Genomic DNA, 14,881 nt, shown 5'->3' with positions numbered 1-14,881 from the left:
GGCATGAGCAGCCATCGCCTCCGCCTGGGCCGGCGTTCCATTGTCGGTCAGGTCTACGTTCTGACAACGACTACACATCTGCGCCGCCGGCTCTTTGAAAGCGAAGCTGCAGTGGCATGTGTAATCGACCAGTTTCATTACATCGAGCGGCGGGGGCTGGTGCAGTCACTCGCATGGGTCGTCATGCCGGATCACCTCCACTGGATGTTCGAGCTACGTGCAGCTCACCTTCCAGACATTGCACGCCGAATGAAGTCGTCGAGCGCGCTTGCCCTGAATCGCCTACAGGGTCGTCGAAGTACGATCTGGCAGTCTGGCTACTTCGATCATGCCATGAGGGCGGAGGAGTCGCTCGCGCGGCAAGCCCTGTACATCCTCGGGAATCCGGTGCGCGCTGGTCTTGCTGGGCAGATTGGCGAGTACCCGCATGCGTGGTCGGTCTGGGCGTGATGCCGGCCAGCGACCGGCACTACCCGTTGCGTTGAGGGCTGAGGAGTCGCTGGCGCGGCAAGCCCTGTACATCCTGGGGAATCCGGTGCGCGCTGGTCTTGCCGGGCAGATTGGCGAGTACCCGCATGCGTGGTCGGTCTGGGCGTGATGCCGGCCAGCGGCCGGCACTACCCGTTGCGTTGAGGGTTGAGGAGTCGCTGGCGCGGCAAGCCCTGTACATCCTCGGGAATCCGGTGCGCGCTGGTCTTGCTGGGCAGATTGGTGAGTACCCACATGCGTGGTCGGTCTGGGCGTGATGCTGGCCAGCGGCCGGCACTACCCGTTGCGTTGAGGGCTGAGGAGTCGCTGGCGCGGCAGGCCCTGTACATCCTGGAGAATCCAGTCCGCGCTGGTCTTGCCGGGCAGATTGGCGAGTATCCACATGTGTGGTCGGCCTGGTCGTGATGCCGGCCAGCGGCCGGCACTACCAGGCTTTCGAGCGAGACGGTTGCGGCAGTACCCGTTGCAGTCAAGGTAGCGTCAGTCGGTAGACCAGCACGCGGTTGTCGTTGTCGTACGGACTGTCACAGGCCTGGCCCTGCATGCGGCAGTGGCGGGCGATGAAGTCGTTGTCGTTGCCGATCAGCAACAGCACGTCGTTCGGATGCTGCGGGTCCAGCGCTGGCAGCACGTCCATGGCTTCCCACTTTTCCGAGAGCAGTCCGGCATGCGAGCCGCGCTTGGTGTCCAGATCCAGCCCGGCACGGGCCAACTGCGGGCGGTCCAGCAGGTTCAGCAGTTCGTCGCTGCGTGCGGGCACGATACCGTCCTTCAAGACGGTGTCCGCCGGGTCGGCCAGCACCGAGGCGGTACCGGACTCATAGTTGCTTCCCGCCAGGTTGCTGGCATCGGCCAGATCCACCAGCAGCACCGACTTGTAGACGATCGGGTCTTCGCCATCCTTGCCCAGACCGTTGCCGTCGCGGGCCAGCAGCAGGAAGCGGTGGGCATCCACTGCGCGCAGTTCGCTCTGCGCGGCGGTGCGGTCCAGCTTTCCCTTGCCGTCGTGCGCGTAGGCGGGCAGGGCCATCACGTAATGGCCGATCGGCTGCTGTGGCGTCGGCGAGGCCGTCACGTCGTAGACCAGCACGCGGGTGTTGATGCGTCCGGCCGCATTGCCCTGCGCGCTGTCCTGCAGCGTCGCGCTTTGCAGGGCGACAAACAGGCGGCTGCCGTCGGGCGACAGGCTCATGCCTTCCACGCCCTGGTTGTTGCGGCGGCCGGTCTGCGGTGGCGCCAGTGAACCGAACGCTGGCTTGCCCTCGCGCTGCGGCCGGATCGCGGGCGGCGCCACGATCACACCCTGCAGCTGACCCTGCGCATCGAAGTAGTAGACGTTGGCGGTGTACTCGTCGCCGATATAGAAATGGCCATCAGCGGTGAACTGCAGCGACTCTGCATCCAGCGAGACCTTGCCCGCGCCTGCGCCGCTGGCCGGCGAGGGCAGCACCACCCCGCGCTGGGTGATCGTGTGCTCACCCGGGTCGGCACCGGTGAACGGCTGCCCGTTGAAGTCCTTCAGCACCACACCCTTGTCCGGCACCATCGTCAGCGTACCGAGCGCACCGGGCTTTCCACGGGTAACGTCGATGCGCAGCTGCATGCGCTCCACGCGTCCAGCGTAGTCGTAGAACAGGCCGGCCTCGGGATCGTTGCGGCCGCGGTCGGGCAGGGTCCAGAGCACGCCTTCGTAGCCCTTGGTGGTGCGCTTCCAGGTGCCGGGCTGCACCGCCAGCGACGAGAACGAGCCCAGCGTGTCGCCGAGGAAGTCCACCGTGCCCGCCGGCAGCCGCCCGGCGGCGACCAGGCCTTTGTCCATATAGGTGCGACCGCCCAACTGCAGGGTGCGCGGCGGTGCGCCCGTCGCCTCATGCGGAGCGGAGTATCCGCTGGCAGAGAGGGTGGCCAGCAGCAGGGCGGTCGTGAGCATCAGTGGACTCCGGTCGGTCAATCAGAAGCGAAGGTCGATCGTACCGAACACCTGGCGCGGTGCCGAGGCATGGAACACATACAGCTTGCCGGCCGGGTCACTGGGTGCGAACACGCTCGAATCCAGGTTGCTGGCGTAGCGCTTGTTGGTCAGGTTGGTCACGTTGAACGACAGGCGCATGCCCTTGGCGAAGCCGACCTGGCCGAAGTCATAGCCACCGGCCAGGTCGAATACGGTGAAGCCGCCGAAGCCCTGGTCGTTGGTGTAGGTGTAGAAGCGCTCGCCGGTGTACTTGCCACGCAGGCTGGCGAACCAGCCGTTGTCGCGCCAGGTGATCTCGGTGGCCAGCAGCTGCTTGGGCGTATCGGTCTGGATCTTGCCCTTGATCTGCTGCTCGACACCGGCCTGCACGTAGTTGGAGGCGTAGGTCGAACGGTTCAGCGAGGCCGAGGTGTACCAGCTGAAGTGCTCGTTCGGGGTCCACAGTACGGTCAGCTCGGCACCGCGGCTGTCGACGCCGCCGACGTTGTAGAAGCGGTTGCCGCAGGTCGGGCCGACCGGCTGCCGCGAATCGCAGGGGTTGTACTGCAGCAGGCGGTTGTCGAAGCGCACGCTGTAGGCCGCAATCGACGCCTGCAGGGTATCGGCGACGAAGCGGTAGCCGGCCTCCAGCGAGCGCGATTCCTCCGGCTTCAGATCGCCCTGTGCGTTCCAGGTGGCCTGGCTGACCGCCTGTGGGCCCAGCTTGAAGCCGCCCTGGAACATGGCGATGTTCTCGGCATAGCTGGCGAAGAGTTCGTGGTGCTCGGCCAGGCGGAAGTTGGCGCCGATGCTGGGCAGGAAATTCTTGCTGGCCTTCAACGAACCGGTGGCGAACTGGTTGTTGGAGGTCGGCGAGATTGGCGTTTTCGCGTCGCCCGGCAGTGCCTGTGCATCGGAGGTGGCGTGCGGGCTCTTGGCGCCGAACTCCAGGGTCAGGCGATCATCAAGCAGGCGCCAGGTGTCCTTCAGGAAGAACTGGTGGGTCTTCCAGCGCGTGCGCTGGGCGAACACGCCGACATCGGAGGGCAGGGTGTTCATGCCGCTCAGGTCACGCGGGCCGTCCACGGCGGTCTGGTAGCGCTCGGCGCTGCTGGTATTGCGCTCGTACCAGACGCCGCCTTCGATGCGGTGCGCGCCCAGCTCCCAGTCGAACGACAGCGTGCCGCCATCGCGGTCGATGGTGTAGATGGTGTTGCGGAAGATGATCGGAATCTCCTGCGCGGTGCCCTTGTTGGACCACGCGCCGCTGTTCCAGTTGTGGCCTTCGCCACGGTCATCGTGGTGGTAGGCCAGCGCCCGCAGGCTGAAGCCATCGGCCAGGAAGAAGTCGCCGGCCAGGTAGTACAGGTTGTCATCGCGCAGGATCTGGCCGGCGGTGAAGGCACCGTCGGCATCCTTGTCCGGGCCGCTGTTGTCGCACTTCTTCGCATTGAAGCTGGCGGTGTTGCAGTAGGCCTTGGCCACCGCCTTGTTCCAGTCCGGTGCGTAGCCGCCCCAGTCCCAACCGAGGCCACGCGACATCTCGTCCTTGGACAGATAGAAGTAGTCCGCCTGGGTGGTGCGCGAGGTATCGACGAAACCGGTGATCTGGCCGCGGCCAAAGTTCCACACGCCCTTGGCGTTGAACTGCTTGGTGGTGGATCTGTTGTAGGCGGTCTGGTCGTTCCACAGATCGGAGACGGCATTCATGCCGGCAACGTAGCCGGAGAAGCCGTTGTACTCGCCGCTGTCCACGCGCACGAAGGTGCGGCGGTTGGCATCGCTGCCGAAGGTCTGCACCACGCGGCCGCCGAGTTCCTGCGCCGGGCGGTCGGAGGTATAGGAAATGGTGCCGCCGAGGTTGCTGGTGGACGGCGTGCCGAGGCTGCCGATGCCCACCGCTAGTTCGGCGCCGGCCATGTTCTCGCTGATCAGCGCACGGTTGATGGTCAGGCCGTTGTAGTTGTTGTACGCGCCATCGCCCAGCGGCACGCCGTCGAGCGTGTAACCGAGGCGGGTGGAGTTGAAGCCGCGCAGGCTGAGGGTCATCGACTGCTCGTTGGTGCCCAGCGCATCGGCCGACTGCGCGTTGACGCCCGGCAGCAGGTTGAGCGTCTTCTGCAGGCTGGTGCCCGGCGGCAGGATGTCGAGGTTCTCGCGGGTGATGCGCTGCACCTGGCGCGCTTCACCGCTGCCGATCACAGAGACCGCATCGAGGTTGGTGGCGGAGGGGGTGCTGGAGGTCGGGGCAGCATCCTGCGCCCAGGCCGCGGGAGCGAGCGCGATCGACAGCGCAGCGGCCAACAAAGTCTTCGTCATGTTACGGACACTCAGGCAGGCACGAGCCACCGCACGGGCGCGGAGCTCATGGAGTTCAAAAGGGGAGACAACCGATGCGACCGGCGGGCGCTGCAGGCGCCTTGGATCAACGTGAAAATGGTGCGCTAGACAGATGACTGTCTGGTGACACCGCTACACGCGTGCATACCGACGCGTGCATTGGTAGATGCCAACCTTGGTTGGCATGCGCGGCATGTTTGGTGGAGCGCCAACCAAGGTTGGCATCTACCAGGAGCGCGGAACAGGATTGTCGTATCCAGGGGTGCCGAACGAGGTCGGCATCAACGCGCGATCAACCCGCGTTGCGCGGCTTGCGCGTGCGCTTCGGCTTCGCGGTATCACTGCCGCTGGCGGCGCCATCCTGCAGCGCCTGCAACCAGGACAGGGTGTCCACGTAGTCGATGAAGTGGCGCAGGTAACCGGGGCTGGTGGCCTGCATGGTGTCCAACATGCGCTGCACCAGCACCGCCGAGTTCAACGGGCCGCCGTCGGCCGGGGCTTCGGTGCGCAGCGAACGGCGTACCTGCAGCTCGCTGCGCAGCTCCGACCATTCGCGCTGCACCTGCTGCAGCATCGGTACGTGCGGGTAATGCGGCAGCGAGCGCGACCCCGCATCGAGGTCGCGCACCAGTGCGCGCAGGCCCTCCAGTGCGGGCGGCTTACTTGGCATCCGGGGCCTTGGGCTTGGGAATCGGCGCGATTTCCACGCGCCGGTTGCGCGCGCGGCCGTCTTCGCTGGCATTGGAGCTGACCGGCTGCTCGCTGCCGAACGCGGCGGCGAACACCGCGTCGGCCGGTACGCCATCGGCGATCAGGGTGCGGGTCACGGTCAGCGATCGCTGTGCGGACAGCTCCCAGTTGTCGGCGAAACGCCGGTTGCCTTCGCGCACCGGCGCGTCATCGGTGAAGCCGCTGACCATCAGGATCTCTTCGCGGCTACCCAGGTAGGCGGCCAGCGGTGCGGCCAGGCTGCGCAGCAGCTCCTGGCCTTCCGGCTGCAGCTGGTCGGAGTTCAGCGCGAACAACACGCTGCCACTGATGCCGATGCGGCCATCGACCAGGGTCACGCGACCGGCCGCCAACGGGCCGGCCAGCGCCTGTTCCAGGGTCTGCAGGCGCTTGGCTTCGGCCTGGCGCTGCTTCACTTCCTGGTCCAGCCGCTGCGACAGCTCCAGCTGCACGGCGACCACACCGACCAGTATCAGCACGAACGCACCCAGCAGCACCGACATCAGGTCGCCAAAGGCCGCCCAGATCGGGGCGTGCGAACCGCCATCGACCTCCAGCTCGTCGCTCATGCGCTGCCGGCCTTGCCGCGGCGCGTGGCCAGCTGCTGCAGTTCTTCCATCACCTGCTTCTGCGACAGCAGGCTGAGGTCGACCACCTCGCGCGCCTGCGCCACGTAGTAGGCCAGCTGCTCGTCGCTGCGGGCCAGCGAGGCATCCAGTGCGCCACCGATCTGTTCCAGGCGGCCGGACAGCTCGGTGGAGGCGCTGCCGAACTGCGCGACCGCCTCACCGAAGGCGCCGGCCAGCTGGCCAACGTCGCCCGCGCTGCCGCTGAGCGCTGCGGCAATGCCATCCAGCTTGCCCGTCTCGGCGGCGATATGGTCGGTGAAGCGGTTGCCGACGCGTTCCAGCAGCTCGGCCGAACCGCCGACCAGCGCGTCCACCGCGGTGCGCTGCTCGTGCGAAGCATGGTTGATCGCATCCAGCAGGGTCTGCACGGTGGCCAGCAGGCGGCCGCGCTCTTCCAGCATCGCGTTGTCGCGCACCAGGCTCTCGGAGAGCGTGCTGCGCAGCTCGTTGATGACGTCGGCGGCGGCCTTCGGCGCAGCGGCGGCGGTCTGCAGCAGGGTGGACACTTCCGCCAGCGTGGCGCTGGCCTGGGCGCGACCGTTCTCGCCGATCTGCTGCGCGGTTGCCGCCAGCGTGTCGCAGACCTGCTGCTGCTGGGTGGCCAGGCGTTCGCCGTTGGCCTGCAGGCGCTCGGCCAGATCGGTGGAAACATGCTGCAGGGCATCGCTCCAGCGCTGCAGGCGCTGTTCGTCGCCGGCCTGCAGCTGGGCCTGCAGCGCGGCGTGGGCCTGCTGCAGTTCGGCACTGACCGCATCCCAGCGCGCCTGGCGCTGCTGCTCGCGGCTGTCCAGGCTGGCCTGCAGTTCGGCGTGCGCGGTGGCGGTGGCGGCCTGCGCGGCCTGCCACTGCTGCGAACGCTGCAGTTCGTGGTCCTGCAGCAGCGCCTGGCTGGCGCTGTGGTGCTGTTCCAGTGCCTGCAGCAGCGCCTGCGCACGCGCGTCCAGATGCTCGCTGGCGTCCAGCAACGCCTGCTGCTGGCGTTCGACCAGCGCGGTATTCAATGCCTGCTGCTGTTCGGCGGCGGCGCGCCAGGCCTCGGCATTGCCGCTGGCATCGGCCTGCAGGCGCTCGCCGATGCGCACGACCAGTGCTTCGGCCTGCGTGCCCTGGCCATCGCTGAAGGCCTGCAGGTGCTGACGCAGATCACTCACCAGCGCCTGTTGTGCCTGGGTCTGCTCGTTCACCACCTTGGCCCAGCTGGCTTCGGTGGCGACGCGGCTGCGCTCGAAACCGTCGCTCAGGCCAGTCAGCTGCTGCTGCACCGCCTGCTCGACACGGGCATGCAGCGCCTCACCATGGTGGGCCAGGCCGGCCAGCGTGGTTTCGGCCATCGGCTGCAGCGCGCCACCGATGGCGGCGGCGCTGGCCTCGGCGCCTTCGCGCAGCGACTGCTGCAGCGAGACCGCCAGGCGTTCCTGCAGCGCCTGGCTCTGGGTCAGGAACTCGGCCTGGCCGGCCAGCAGACGCTCATTGGCGGCCGCACTGTGCTGTTCGAAGGTGCTGGTCATCGCCTGCAGGCGGTCGACCAGCGCCGGCAGCGCGGCGGACTGTGCCTGCAACAGTCGCAGCGATTCAGCGCGCTGCCAGGCCTGCGAGTAGGGGTGCAGGTCGCCGGCAATGGCACGGTCCAGCTGCTGCACGGCCTGCAGGCGGTCACGGCGCAGCAGCGCCGCCAGCAGGCCGAGCATGGCCGAACTGGCAACACCGGCGATCGAGGTGCCGAACGCCACCGCCAGGCCCTGTACTGGCGACGCCAGCGAACCGCGGATGGCGGCCATGTCGGTTGCGCTCTGCAGGGCCAGGCCGGTGCCGCGCAGGGTGTCCATCATGCCCAGCAGGGTACCGAGCATGCCCAGCAGTACCAGCAGGCCAACCAGGTACGGGGTCAGCACCGGCGCGGGCAGGGCGGTGCGTTCGCCTTCCACGCGCAGGCGCACGGCGTTGCGCAGGCCCACCGGCACGCGCTCCAGCCAGGGGGCGAGGCTTTCCTTCGCGCTGGACAGGTCACTCAGCGCGCTGCGCAGGCCGTTGCTGGCCTGGCGGTAACGGTACAGCTCCACGCCGCCAGCGATGTAGCAGGCCGCGATGATCGCCGCCACCGCTGCACCCAGCGGATGCACCGAAACGTAGCCAATGCCGATCCAGCACACGGCCAGCAGGCCGACAAGGAAAACAACGACATGGAAAGCAGTTCTGGACATGGTGTTCCGGTCAGTGGGAGCGCAGGGCGTCTTGCAGCCCTTCGATCGGGTGGAAGCGCAGCTGCAGCTCGGCAAGCAGCAGGGTGCGCATGTCATGGCGGAAGGCCGCGCGCCAGCCGGGCTGGCCGTGCACGCGTTCAAAACGGGCGCCGAGCACCGCCGGCGCAGTGGCCAGCAGGCTGTGCTCACGCGGGGTGAGGGTCTGTTCCATCACCGCATCGACCTCGGCCAGCCGTGCCAGCTCGGGCGAAACCTGCACCAGCTGGTCGCGCAGGCGGCCGCGCAGGCGCCCGGTGGCGGTCTGGATGGCCTGCTGCAGCACCCGGTAGCGCTGGCGCAGCGAGGCGAAATTGGGTGCGGCGGCGGCTTCGGCCAGGTCCAGCAAGCGCTCGGCCTCGGCGTCCTCGCGGATCGAGACCAGCAGGCTGGCATGGGCCTGGGCGCAGTCGTCCAGCACATCCCCGGCCGCTTCGGCGGCCTCACCCGGCTCGGGCAGGCGCCCGCCGAGCGCCCCGGACAGGGCCACGGCACGGCTCCAGTCCACCCACTGGCCGAGGCGATCGGTCAGGGCGGGACTGCTGGCCGGCATCGCGCCGTCGCTGAGACGGGCGAGCAGGCGGAGGAATTCCGGTCCACCCAGGACCGGCTGCGCTGCGTTCGCCATCAAGGGGTGAGGGGCCAAAAACCGTTGATTTTACAACCAGATGACCCGGCCTGGATGAAGGCGGGGCCGGGGGAGGGTACCCGCAGGCGCGACAGGGCTTAGAATGTCCGGCTGCACCCATCCGTTCGACCCTTGGAGTACCCCATGACTGTTGCGCAGTTCTACCCGATCGGCACCCCCGGACAGCCCTGGGGCGACGCGGAACGCGCACAGTGGCGGGCCCGCCAGCAGCGCCAGCGCAGCTACCACGACGACGTAGTGGCCGCGCTTGAACGCCTGGACGATAGCTTCGACGTGATCCAGTACGGCCAGCTCGACTACGCGCCGGACCATTACCCGCTGTTCGCCGTGGTCAACCACGACTGGAACCCGGCGCTGCCGACCGCGCTGATCACCGGCGGCGTGCATGGCTACGAGACCAGCGGCGTGCATGGCGCCCTGCAGTTCCTGGAACAGCAGGCCGAGCGTTACCTGGGCCGGTTGAACCTGATCGTGGCGCCGTGCGTCAGCCCGTGGGGCTACGAGCGCATCCAGCGCTGGAACCCGGATGCCATCGACCCGAACCGCAGCTTCCGTGACGGCGGCCAGATCGAGGAAGCCGCCGCGCTGATGCGCTGGGTGGCCGAGCGCAAGCCGAACCTGCTGGTGCACCTGGACCTGCACGAGACCACCGACAGCGACCTGCACGAGTTCGATCCGGCCCGCTGCGCGCGCGACGGCAAGCCGTTCGAGCGCGACACCATTCCGGATGGCTTCTACGTGATCGGCAACAGCGAAGATCCGCAGGCCGAATTCCAGAAGGCACTGATCACCGCCGTGGCCCCGGTCACCCATATCGCCCCGGCCGACGCCGAGGGCAATCTGGTCGGCCTGCCGTTGCAGTCGCCGGGCGTGGTCTGGGGCGAGTCGCGCTCGATCGGCGCCTGCGCCGGCTTCACCGACGCGCGCTTTGCCACCACCACCGAGGTCTACCCGGACAGCCCGCGCACCAACCCGCAGGAATGCAACGACGCCCAGGTGGCGGCGGTGTGTGCGGGTCTGGATTTCGCCCTGGCCACGCAGTAATACCTCCGTCCAGGGGCGCGCCGGGTCATGCCCGGCGGCTCGGGCGTGCGCTAGCCCAGCAGGATCACCCCCCACACTGTGCCGACCATCAGCAGTGCGGTGGTCTGTGCGGCGCTGCCCATGTCCTTGGCGTTCTTGGACAGTGGGTGGTGGTCAAGCGAGATGCGGTCGACCACCGCTTCGATGGCCGAGTTGAGCAGTTCCACCAGCAGGCTGATGAAGCAGACTGCCAGCACCACGGCGCGTTCGACCCGACTGATGTCCAGCAGGAACGCGGTGGCGATCAACAGTGCATGCAGCAGCAACAGCTGCCGGAAGGCCGCTTCGCCACGGAAGGTGGCGATGAAGCCATCGCGCGAATGGATCAGCGTATGGAAGATGCGGCGAATCCCGGTCTTGCCGTGCGGGTACTTGCCGCTGTCCCTGGGGTGAGGTGGCTGCATGCCGGTCCTGCCATGAATTGACCTCACGACAGGATGGGCAGGCGGGCGTCGGGAAAGCGTCGGACGCCCGTTGGATTTTCCTTCAGCCGGCCTGGCGCTGCGCCTGGATGGCCTGGTCGAGGGCATCCAGATCATCCGTCGGCGAGGCCAGCCATGCCGGGTACGCCTCGGTCTCGACGAAGGCGGAGGATCGCAGCACGTCATCGAACGCCGGATTGTCCTTCTCCGCATGGCGCAGCAGGCCGGACATCAGCCCGCAGATGCGGACGGCCGCCTGGAAGGCGCCCTGCAGCGATCCGGCCGGCTCGGTGACCGTATTGAGGAAGGCCGCATAGGCCGGCCCATCGAAGACGAAGTCCTCGCGCTGCTGGAAGGCGTCGCCGCTGAGGTTGGCTTCGCCGGAGACGTGCCGCGAAAACCCCCAGGACCAGATGTCGAGGAAACGGAGGTCATCCAGCATCCGGCGCGCACCGTCATTCAGTGGTACGGCACCGGACAGGGCGTGTTCCAGCGTGGCCGCTGCGAACGGTTCGGTGCCTTCGTGGGCCAGGAAATCGCTCAGGCAGCGCAGGGCGCCGGGATGGTCTGGATCCAGCTGCAACGCCCGGTAGATCACGCGGGCGCCTTCCACGTGGCGGCCCTGGGCGATGAAGATGTTGAGCGCGTGGTGGGCGAGCTGGTCGGCGTTGAGGTCGGCAATCCGGGTCATCGGGGTCTGGCTGGCATGGACGGACGGTGGGTACCAGTCTGACAGATCACTCATTCGGCCGGGCTGCGTGAATCGCGGATCGAATAGATCACCGAGAAGATCTTCCAGCCCTGTTCGGTGCGGATCAGCTGCCACATTTCCTTGCCCCAGTTGGTCTTCACTCCATCGTCGTGGAAGCTGTAGTCAAACGATACCGAGGCCACATCGCCATCCGTCTCGATCTTCGTGTTGGAGAATGTCTCCTCCTTCGGTTTCGGCGAGGCCACCGCCCCGTCGATCAGTGCGGTGAAGTTGTTGGCGGGAATCTGCCGTGCCTTGATCGCATCGGGCTTGGCCTTGCGGATGTCCTGCAGGCGCACATCCTCGGAGACGTACTGCCAGCCAATGTCTTCCGGTTTGTCCGAGAAGAACAGGCCCATGTAGGTCGGCTTGTCCTTGTTGATCAGCGAGGTGCGGAACGATTCGACCACCTGTTCGATGGCCTTGACGTCGGCGGGGGCGTTCTGCGCGGCGTATGCCGGCAGGCACGCCGGGAGCAAAAGGGCGAGGGCGGCGAAGCGTGCACGTGCGTTGGGCATCATGGGGTCCTGGGGAGGAGTGAGGTGGCGCTAACGCATCACCGCGCGTAAGTTCGCCAGAAAAGCACGTGGTCTTCGGTCCTGTTGATGGCGACGAAGACTGATTTTCCGGATTCGGGCGCGCAGTGAAAGACGCGGTACGACGCGCTGAGCGTCGCGTTGCCAGGCCACCAGTATCGATCGAACGCAACAGGATCGCTGTTGTTGAATGTGGTTGCCTGGCAATCCGCAGGCAGCTGCAGTGGTATCGCAGGGGGCTTGGTGAAGGCCAGCGCGCTGGTGTTTGAGTCGAGGTCGTGCACCTCGCGCAGGTCGGTTGCCTCGTGGGGCACCCAGCTGGGAATCCATCCCTTGTTCACCATGTCGGCGTCGATGGCCTGCTGCTGGGTGTCGAACGAACTGTCCATTACCAGGCCGCAGGCGCTGAGCACGCTACAGAATGTCACGACGATCGCGCGCCTGGCTATTCCGGCGGGGCTAGTCATCGTCGTCCTCTTCTCCGGAAAGCAGCCTACCCAGTTCTTCCGGTGGCAAGCGCTTGAGCCGCTCTTCCAGTTTCCGATCGTACGGCCGGTCGTTGGGTTCGGTATGGCGCTGGGCCTTGCGCGCGTACTGCTGCATGAACAGGCCGATCTCCTGCGCGATCCTGTCCTTCCGGCTCTTGCCTGCCATCGACGGGCGTCCCTGTGTTCATCCTGAATCATCGGTCGGCGCACGCTAGCACGGATGCCGGGCGCTGCAACAGGCCCGCTTGTCGAGGTTTGACGTTGCAGAAGGTCTGCGCGGATGATGCGCGGGCGCGTGGCGCAGGAGGGGATCCGTCAATGAAGACACTGATGTGGGGGCTTGCCGGCGTGTTCGTGGCGTACGTTGCCGGTTGCTCGGCGATCTCGGCGTGGCATTCCCATGCGCTTGCCTCGGTCCCGGTCGGGGCGGGCAGGGCCGAGGTACTCTGGGCGCTGGGGCAGCCTGACGTGGTGGAGCACGCCGGTGCTCCCTTCAGCCGCTATGCCAGCAGGGGATGCAGTGGTCGCTGTGCGCAGCGATGGTGGTATGAGAACCGGTTGGGCCTGGATACCGAAGCCTGGTCGGTGGAGCTGGATGCTTCCGATCGCGTGCTCGCAACGTCGCGCTGGACATCGCCCTAGAAGACCGCGACGAGCGCATGCGCATCCATCGACCTTTCATCTTCATCGCAAGCCTGGCCCTGATGGCGTTGTGCGGGCTGATGGGCGCACTGGTGCTCATCTATGGCTTCAACGAACAGGGCCTGCGCTGCGGCAGGCTGTGCTCGCTGGAGATCTCCATCCGCCTGCTCTTTGGTGATCGCGGATTCGAAATGCTGGTGGCGATGGGGCTCTTTGCTGCGGCGTTGATGTGCGGGAGTATCGCACTGCGGCCCGGCATGAATGCCGGGCCGCCTCGCAAGCAGGTGCGGCGCCGTGGGCGCAAGCACCGACGATCGGGTCGGCCCCGGTCGTAAGGTGTCTGCACCGGGGTAATTCGCCGCGTGTGGAGACGCAGCAAGTCGCTTCAGCGATGCAGCGCGTCGATGATCAAACCGGTGGCGATCTCCACCAACAGGTACTCGTTATCGGACTGGCGCACCCAACGCCGGTCGCGGCCCGGCTCGCGCAGGTGATAGCGCGCGTAATCGTCCACCCAGTAGCGGCGGTCCACTTCCGCCCATGGCAGGCGCTCGCCGCGACGCCAGGCCTTCTTCTGCCAGCCCGGCGGTGGTGCATCACGGTTGTGCGGGCCACCGGCGTGCGGCGGTGGCCCGTTGCCGCGCGCATGGTGCGGCGGATCGGCGAAGGCGGGTGCCGCAGCCAGTGCGGCAGCCGTGGTCAATGCAATGGCGAACAGGCGTGTGGTGTTCATCGCAACCTCCGGGCTTTGCCGCTGCATGCGGCGTGGTGCCGTGGAGTATGGATCAAGGAACGTGAACGGACTTCTGAACTGTCACCTTCGTAGCAGGGCGCTTTCCACTGCGCTGCAACTGACGGCTCGGGCGCGACGCCGCCGCCTCCGGCATGGCCGCCTCAAACACGCTCGCGCGCCTCATACCAGTCGCGTGAGCGGTTCACGATCTTCACCACCGAAAGCATCACGGGCACTTCAATCAGCACCCCCACCACCGTAGCCAGCGCCGCACCGGAGTGGACACCAAACAGGCCCACGGCCGTCGCCACCGCCAGTTCGAAGAAGTTGCTGGCGCCGATCAGTGCCGACGGCCCGGCCACGCAGTGCGCCACACCCAGGCGCCGGTTGAGCAGGTAGGCCAGGCCGGAGGTGAAATAGACCTGGATCAGGATCGGGACCGCGATCAGCGCGATCACCAGCGGCTGCTGCATGATCTGCTGGCCTTGGAACCCGAACAGCAGCACCAGCGTCAGCAGCAGTGCCGACAGTGACAGTGGCCCCAGCCGGCGCAGCGCCGCCTGCAGCCCGGGCTGGCCATGGCGCGACAGGATCCAGCGGCGCAGCAACGCGGCCACCAGCACCGGAACCATGATGTACAGGCCGACCGACAGCAGCAACGTATCCCACGGTACGGTGATGGCCGACAGCCCCAGCAGCAGCGCCACCACCGGCGCATAGGCCACCACCATGATCGCGTCGTTCAGTGCCACCTGGCTCAGTGTGAAGTTGGCATCGCCGCGGCACAGGTTGCTCCACACGAACACCATGGCTGTGCAAGGCGCGGCGGCTAGCAGGATCAGGCCGGCGATATAGCTGTCGATCTGGCCGGCGGGCAGCCAGTCCGCAAAGACGTGGCGCAGGAAGAGCCAGCCCAGCAGCGCCATCGAGAACGGCTTCACCGCCCAGTTGATGAACAGCGTCACCCCGATGCCTTTCCAGTGCTGCCCCAGCTGGCGCATCGCACCGAAATCCACCCGCAGCAGCATCGGGATGATCATCAGCCAGATCAGCACCGCCACCGGCAGGTTGACCTTGGCCACTTCAGCCGCCGCCAGGGAGGCGAAGGCACCGGGCAGGAAGTGCCCGAGCAGCGTGCCGGTGATGATGCACAGCGCGACCCAGAGCGTCAGGTGGCGCTCGAACAGGCCCATGGGTGCCGC

17 protein-coding genes and 2 pseudogenes are annotated in these 14,881 nt (G+C 67.0%); 6 read left to right on the top strand and 13 right to left on the bottom strand.

The genetic code is table 11. The features are described from left to right. Window positions 1–3: 3 nt before the first annotated feature. The 3 genes and pseudogenes from DFO63_RS02750 to DFO63_RS22285 all read left to right on the top strand — a co-directional run. Window positions 4–450: a transposase gene (locus tag DFO63_RS02750; protein ID WP_119006388.1), complete on the top strand. Its 447-nt coding sequence runs from the start codon at window positions 4–6 to the stop codon at window positions 448–450. A gap of 176 nt (window positions 451–626) precedes the next feature. Continuing rightward, window positions 627–746 (top strand): annotated as a pseudogene (locus tag DFO63_RS22290) (transposase); the annotation flags it as partial. Window positions 747–774: 28 nt separating this feature from the next. Then, a pseudogene (locus DFO63_RS22285) lies at window positions 775–894 on the top strand (transposase); the annotation flags it as partial. Between the two features lie 64 nt (window positions 895–958). Here DFO63_RS22285 and DFO63_RS02745 read toward each other — a convergent pair. From DFO63_RS02745 to DFO63_RS02720, 6 genes are all read right to left on the bottom strand, one after another. Beyond that, window positions 959–2,419, bottom strand: coding sequence for an esterase-like activity of phytase family protein (locus tag DFO63_RS02745; protein ID WP_119006387.1), 1,461 nt, complete (start codon window positions 2,417–2,419; stop codon window positions 959–961). 21 nt (window positions 2,420–2,440) lie between these two features. Then, a complete protein-coding gene (locus DFO63_RS02740) occupies window positions 2,441–4,759 on the bottom strand; it encodes a TonB-dependent receptor (RefSeq protein WP_119006386.1) in 2,319 nt (772 codons plus the stop codon). A 313-nt stretch (window positions 4,760–5,072) separates the two neighbouring features. Further along, window positions 5,073–5,522, bottom strand: a complete 450-nt coding sequence (locus tag DFO63_RS02735; protein WP_220452924.1) for a DUF2894 domain-containing protein — start codon at window positions 5,520–5,522, stop codon at window positions 5,073–5,075. Continuing rightward, window positions 5,440–6,078 (bottom strand): OmpA family protein, encoded by a 639-nt coding sequence (locus DFO63_RS02730; RefSeq protein WP_006449800.1) that lies wholly within the window; start codon window positions 6,076–6,078, stop codon window positions 5,440–5,442. The genes DFO63_RS02735 and DFO63_RS02730 overlap by 83 nt, the downstream gene beginning before the upstream one ends. After that, window positions 6,075–8,339, bottom strand: a complete 2,265-nt coding sequence (locus DFO63_RS02725) for a DUF802 domain-containing protein (protein WP_119006384.1) — start codon at window positions 8,337–8,339, stop codon at window positions 6,075–6,077. The genes DFO63_RS02730 and DFO63_RS02725 overlap by 4 nt, the downstream gene beginning before the upstream one ends. Window positions 8,340–8,349: 10 nt before the next feature. Beyond that, a complete protein-coding gene (locus tag DFO63_RS02720) occupies window positions 8,350–9,003 on the bottom strand; it encodes a DUF3348 family protein (RefSeq protein ID WP_049444637.1) in 654 nt (217 codons plus the stop codon). 144 nt (window positions 9,004–9,147) lie between these two features. Here DFO63_RS02720 and DFO63_RS02715 point away from each other — a divergent pair, with 144 nt between their 5' ends. Continuing rightward, window positions 9,148–10,068, top strand: coding sequence for a M14 family metallocarboxypeptidase (locus DFO63_RS02715; RefSeq protein ID WP_006371858.1), 921 nt, complete (start codon window positions 9,148–9,150; stop codon window positions 10,066–10,068). A gap of 50 nt (window positions 10,069–10,118) precedes the next feature. Here the strand turns inward: DFO63_RS02715 and DFO63_RS02710 are convergent, their stop codons facing one another. The 5 genes from DFO63_RS02710 to DFO63_RS02690 form a co-directional block, all read right to left on the bottom strand. Continuing rightward, the gene (locus DFO63_RS02710; RefSeq protein WP_012511296.1) at window positions 10,119–10,511 is read right to left on the bottom strand and encodes a diacylglycerol kinase; all 393 of its coding nucleotides are present in this window, start codon (window positions 10,509–10,511) and stop codon (window positions 10,119–10,121) included. 82 nt (window positions 10,512–10,593) lie between these two features. Next, complete coding sequence (locus tag DFO63_RS02705; RefSeq protein ID WP_259337391.1) at window positions 10,594–11,274, bottom strand: hypothetical protein; 681 nt, start codon at window positions 11,272–11,274, stop codon at window positions 10,594–10,596. Then, a complete protein-coding gene (locus DFO63_RS02700) occupies window positions 11,271–11,801 on the bottom strand; it encodes a nuclear transport factor 2 family protein (RefSeq protein WP_049444643.1) in 531 nt (176 codons plus the stop codon). Before DFO63_RS02700 ends, DFO63_RS02705 begins: the two co-directional genes overlap by 4 nt. A gap of 35 nt (window positions 11,802–11,836) precedes the next feature. Next, on the bottom strand, window positions 11,837–12,283 hold the full coding sequence (locus DFO63_RS02695) for a hypothetical protein (protein ID WP_049444645.1): 447 nt from the start codon (window positions 12,281–12,283) through the stop codon (window positions 11,837–11,839). Then, window positions 12,276–12,470 carry a hypothetical protein gene (locus DFO63_RS02690; protein WP_032129968.1) on the bottom strand — a complete coding sequence of 65 codons (195 nt, stop codon included), beginning with the start codon at window positions 12,468–12,470 and terminating at the stop codon, window positions 12,276–12,278. Before DFO63_RS02690 ends, DFO63_RS02695 begins: the two co-directional genes overlap by 8 nt. Window positions 12,471–12,622: 152 nt before the next feature. On the opposite strand from DFO63_RS02690, the gene DFO63_RS02685 reads away from it, so the two are divergent. Then, window positions 12,623–12,946 carry a hypothetical protein gene (locus DFO63_RS02685; protein ID WP_049444648.1) on the top strand — a complete coding sequence of 108 codons (324 nt, stop codon included), beginning with the start codon at window positions 12,623–12,625 and terminating at the stop codon, window positions 12,944–12,946. 17 nt (window positions 12,947–12,963) lie between these two features. Further along, window positions 12,964–13,281 carry a hypothetical protein gene (locus DFO63_RS02680; protein ID WP_049444650.1) on the top strand — a complete coding sequence of 106 codons (318 nt, stop codon included), beginning with the start codon at window positions 12,964–12,966 and terminating at the stop codon, window positions 13,279–13,281. 50 nt (window positions 13,282–13,331) lie between these two features. Here DFO63_RS02680 and DFO63_RS02675 read toward each other — a convergent pair whose 3' ends face one another. Together DFO63_RS02675 and arsB are read right to left on the bottom strand one after the other, a co-directional pair. Beyond that, window positions 13,332–13,679, bottom strand: a complete 348-nt coding sequence (locus tag DFO63_RS02675; protein WP_049444652.1) for an RcnB family protein — start codon at window positions 13,677–13,679, stop codon at window positions 13,332–13,334. Between the two features lie 161 nt (window positions 13,680–13,840). Then, window positions 13,841–14,872 (bottom strand): ACR3 family arsenite efflux transporter, encoded by a 1,032-nt coding sequence (gene arsB / locus DFO63_RS02670; protein WP_049444654.1) that lies wholly within the window; start codon window positions 14,870–14,872, stop codon window positions 13,841–13,843. Window positions 14,873–14,881 lie beyond the last annotated feature (9 nt).

The sequence above is a fragment of the Stenotrophomonas sp. AG209 genome, assembly GCF_003550055.1.
Classification (GTDB): Bacteria; Pseudomonadota; Gammaproteobacteria; order Xanthomonadales; family Xanthomonadaceae; genus Stenotrophomonas.
Note: the sequence above shows the minus strand (reverse complement) of the source record. Positions and strands in the feature narration are given on the sequence as shown.

What these genes read in the sequence shown, in the direction of transcription:
- DFO63_RS02690 (WP_032129968.1), bottom strand. Translation starts at nt 12,470, where the DNA reads ATGGCAGGCAAGAGCCGGAAGGACAGGATCGCGCAGGAGATCGGCCTG.
- DFO63_RS02705 (WP_259337391.1), bottom strand. Translation starts at nt 11,274, where the DNA reads ATGAGTGATCTGTCAGACTGGTACCCACCGTCCGTCCATGCCAGCCAG.
- DFO63_RS02720 (WP_049444637.1), bottom strand. Translation starts at nt 9,003, where the DNA reads ATGGCGAACGCAGCGCAGCCGGTCCTGGGTGGACCGGAATTCCTCCGC.
- DFO63_RS02725 (WP_119006384.1), bottom strand. Translation starts at nt 8,339, where the DNA reads ATGTCCAGAACTGCTTTCCATGTCGTTGTTTTCCTTGTCGGCCTGCTG.
- DFO63_RS02710 (WP_012511296.1), bottom strand. Translation starts at nt 10,511, where the DNA reads ATGCAGCCACCTCACCCCAGGGACAGCGGCAAGTACCCGCACGGCAAG.
- DFO63_RS02695 (WP_049444645.1), bottom strand. Translation starts at nt 12,283, where the DNA reads ATGACTAGCCCCGCCGGAATAGCCAGGCGCGCGATCGTCGTGACATTC.
- DFO63_RS02700 (WP_049444643.1), bottom strand. Translation starts at nt 11,801, where the DNA reads ATGATGCCCAACGCACGTGCACGCTTCGCCGCCCTCGCCCTTTTGCTC.
- DFO63_RS02735 (WP_220452924.1), bottom strand. Translation starts at nt 5,522, where the DNA reads ATGCCAGCGAAGACGGCCGCGCGCGCAACCGGCGCGTGGAAATCGCGC.
- DFO63_RS02685 (WP_049444648.1), top strand. Translation starts at nt 12,623, where the DNA reads ATGAAGACACTGATGTGGGGGCTTGCCGGCGTGTTCGTGGCGTACGTT.
- DFO63_RS02675 (WP_049444652.1), bottom strand. Translation starts at nt 13,679, where the DNA reads ATGAACACCACACGCCTGTTCGCCATTGCATTGACCACGGCTGCCGCA.
- DFO63_RS02730 (WP_006449800.1), bottom strand. Translation starts at nt 6,078, where the DNA reads ATGAGCGACGAGCTGGAGGTCGATGGCGGTTCGCACGCCCCGATCTGG.
- DFO63_RS02750 (WP_119006388.1), top strand. Translation starts at nt 4, where the DNA reads ATGAGCAGCCATCGCCTCCGCCTGGGCCGGCGTTCCATTGTCGGTCAG.
- arsB (WP_049444654.1), bottom strand. Translation starts at nt 14,872, where the DNA reads ATGGGCCTGTTCGAGCGCCACCTGACGCTCTGGGTCGCGCTGTGCATC.
- DFO63_RS02680 (WP_049444650.1), top strand. Translation starts at nt 12,964, where the DNA reads ATGCGCATCCATCGACCTTTCATCTTCATCGCAAGCCTGGCCCTGATG.
- DFO63_RS02745 (WP_119006387.1), bottom strand. Translation starts at nt 2,419, where the DNA reads ATGCTCACGACCGCCCTGCTGCTGGCCACCCTCTCTGCCAGCGGATAC.
- DFO63_RS02715 (WP_006371858.1), top strand. Translation starts at nt 9,148, where the DNA reads ATGACTGTTGCGCAGTTCTACCCGATCGGCACCCCCGGACAGCCCTGG.
- DFO63_RS02740 (WP_119006386.1), bottom strand. Translation starts at nt 4,759, where the DNA reads ATGACGAAGACTTTGTTGGCCGCTGCGCTGTCGATCGCGCTCGCTCCC.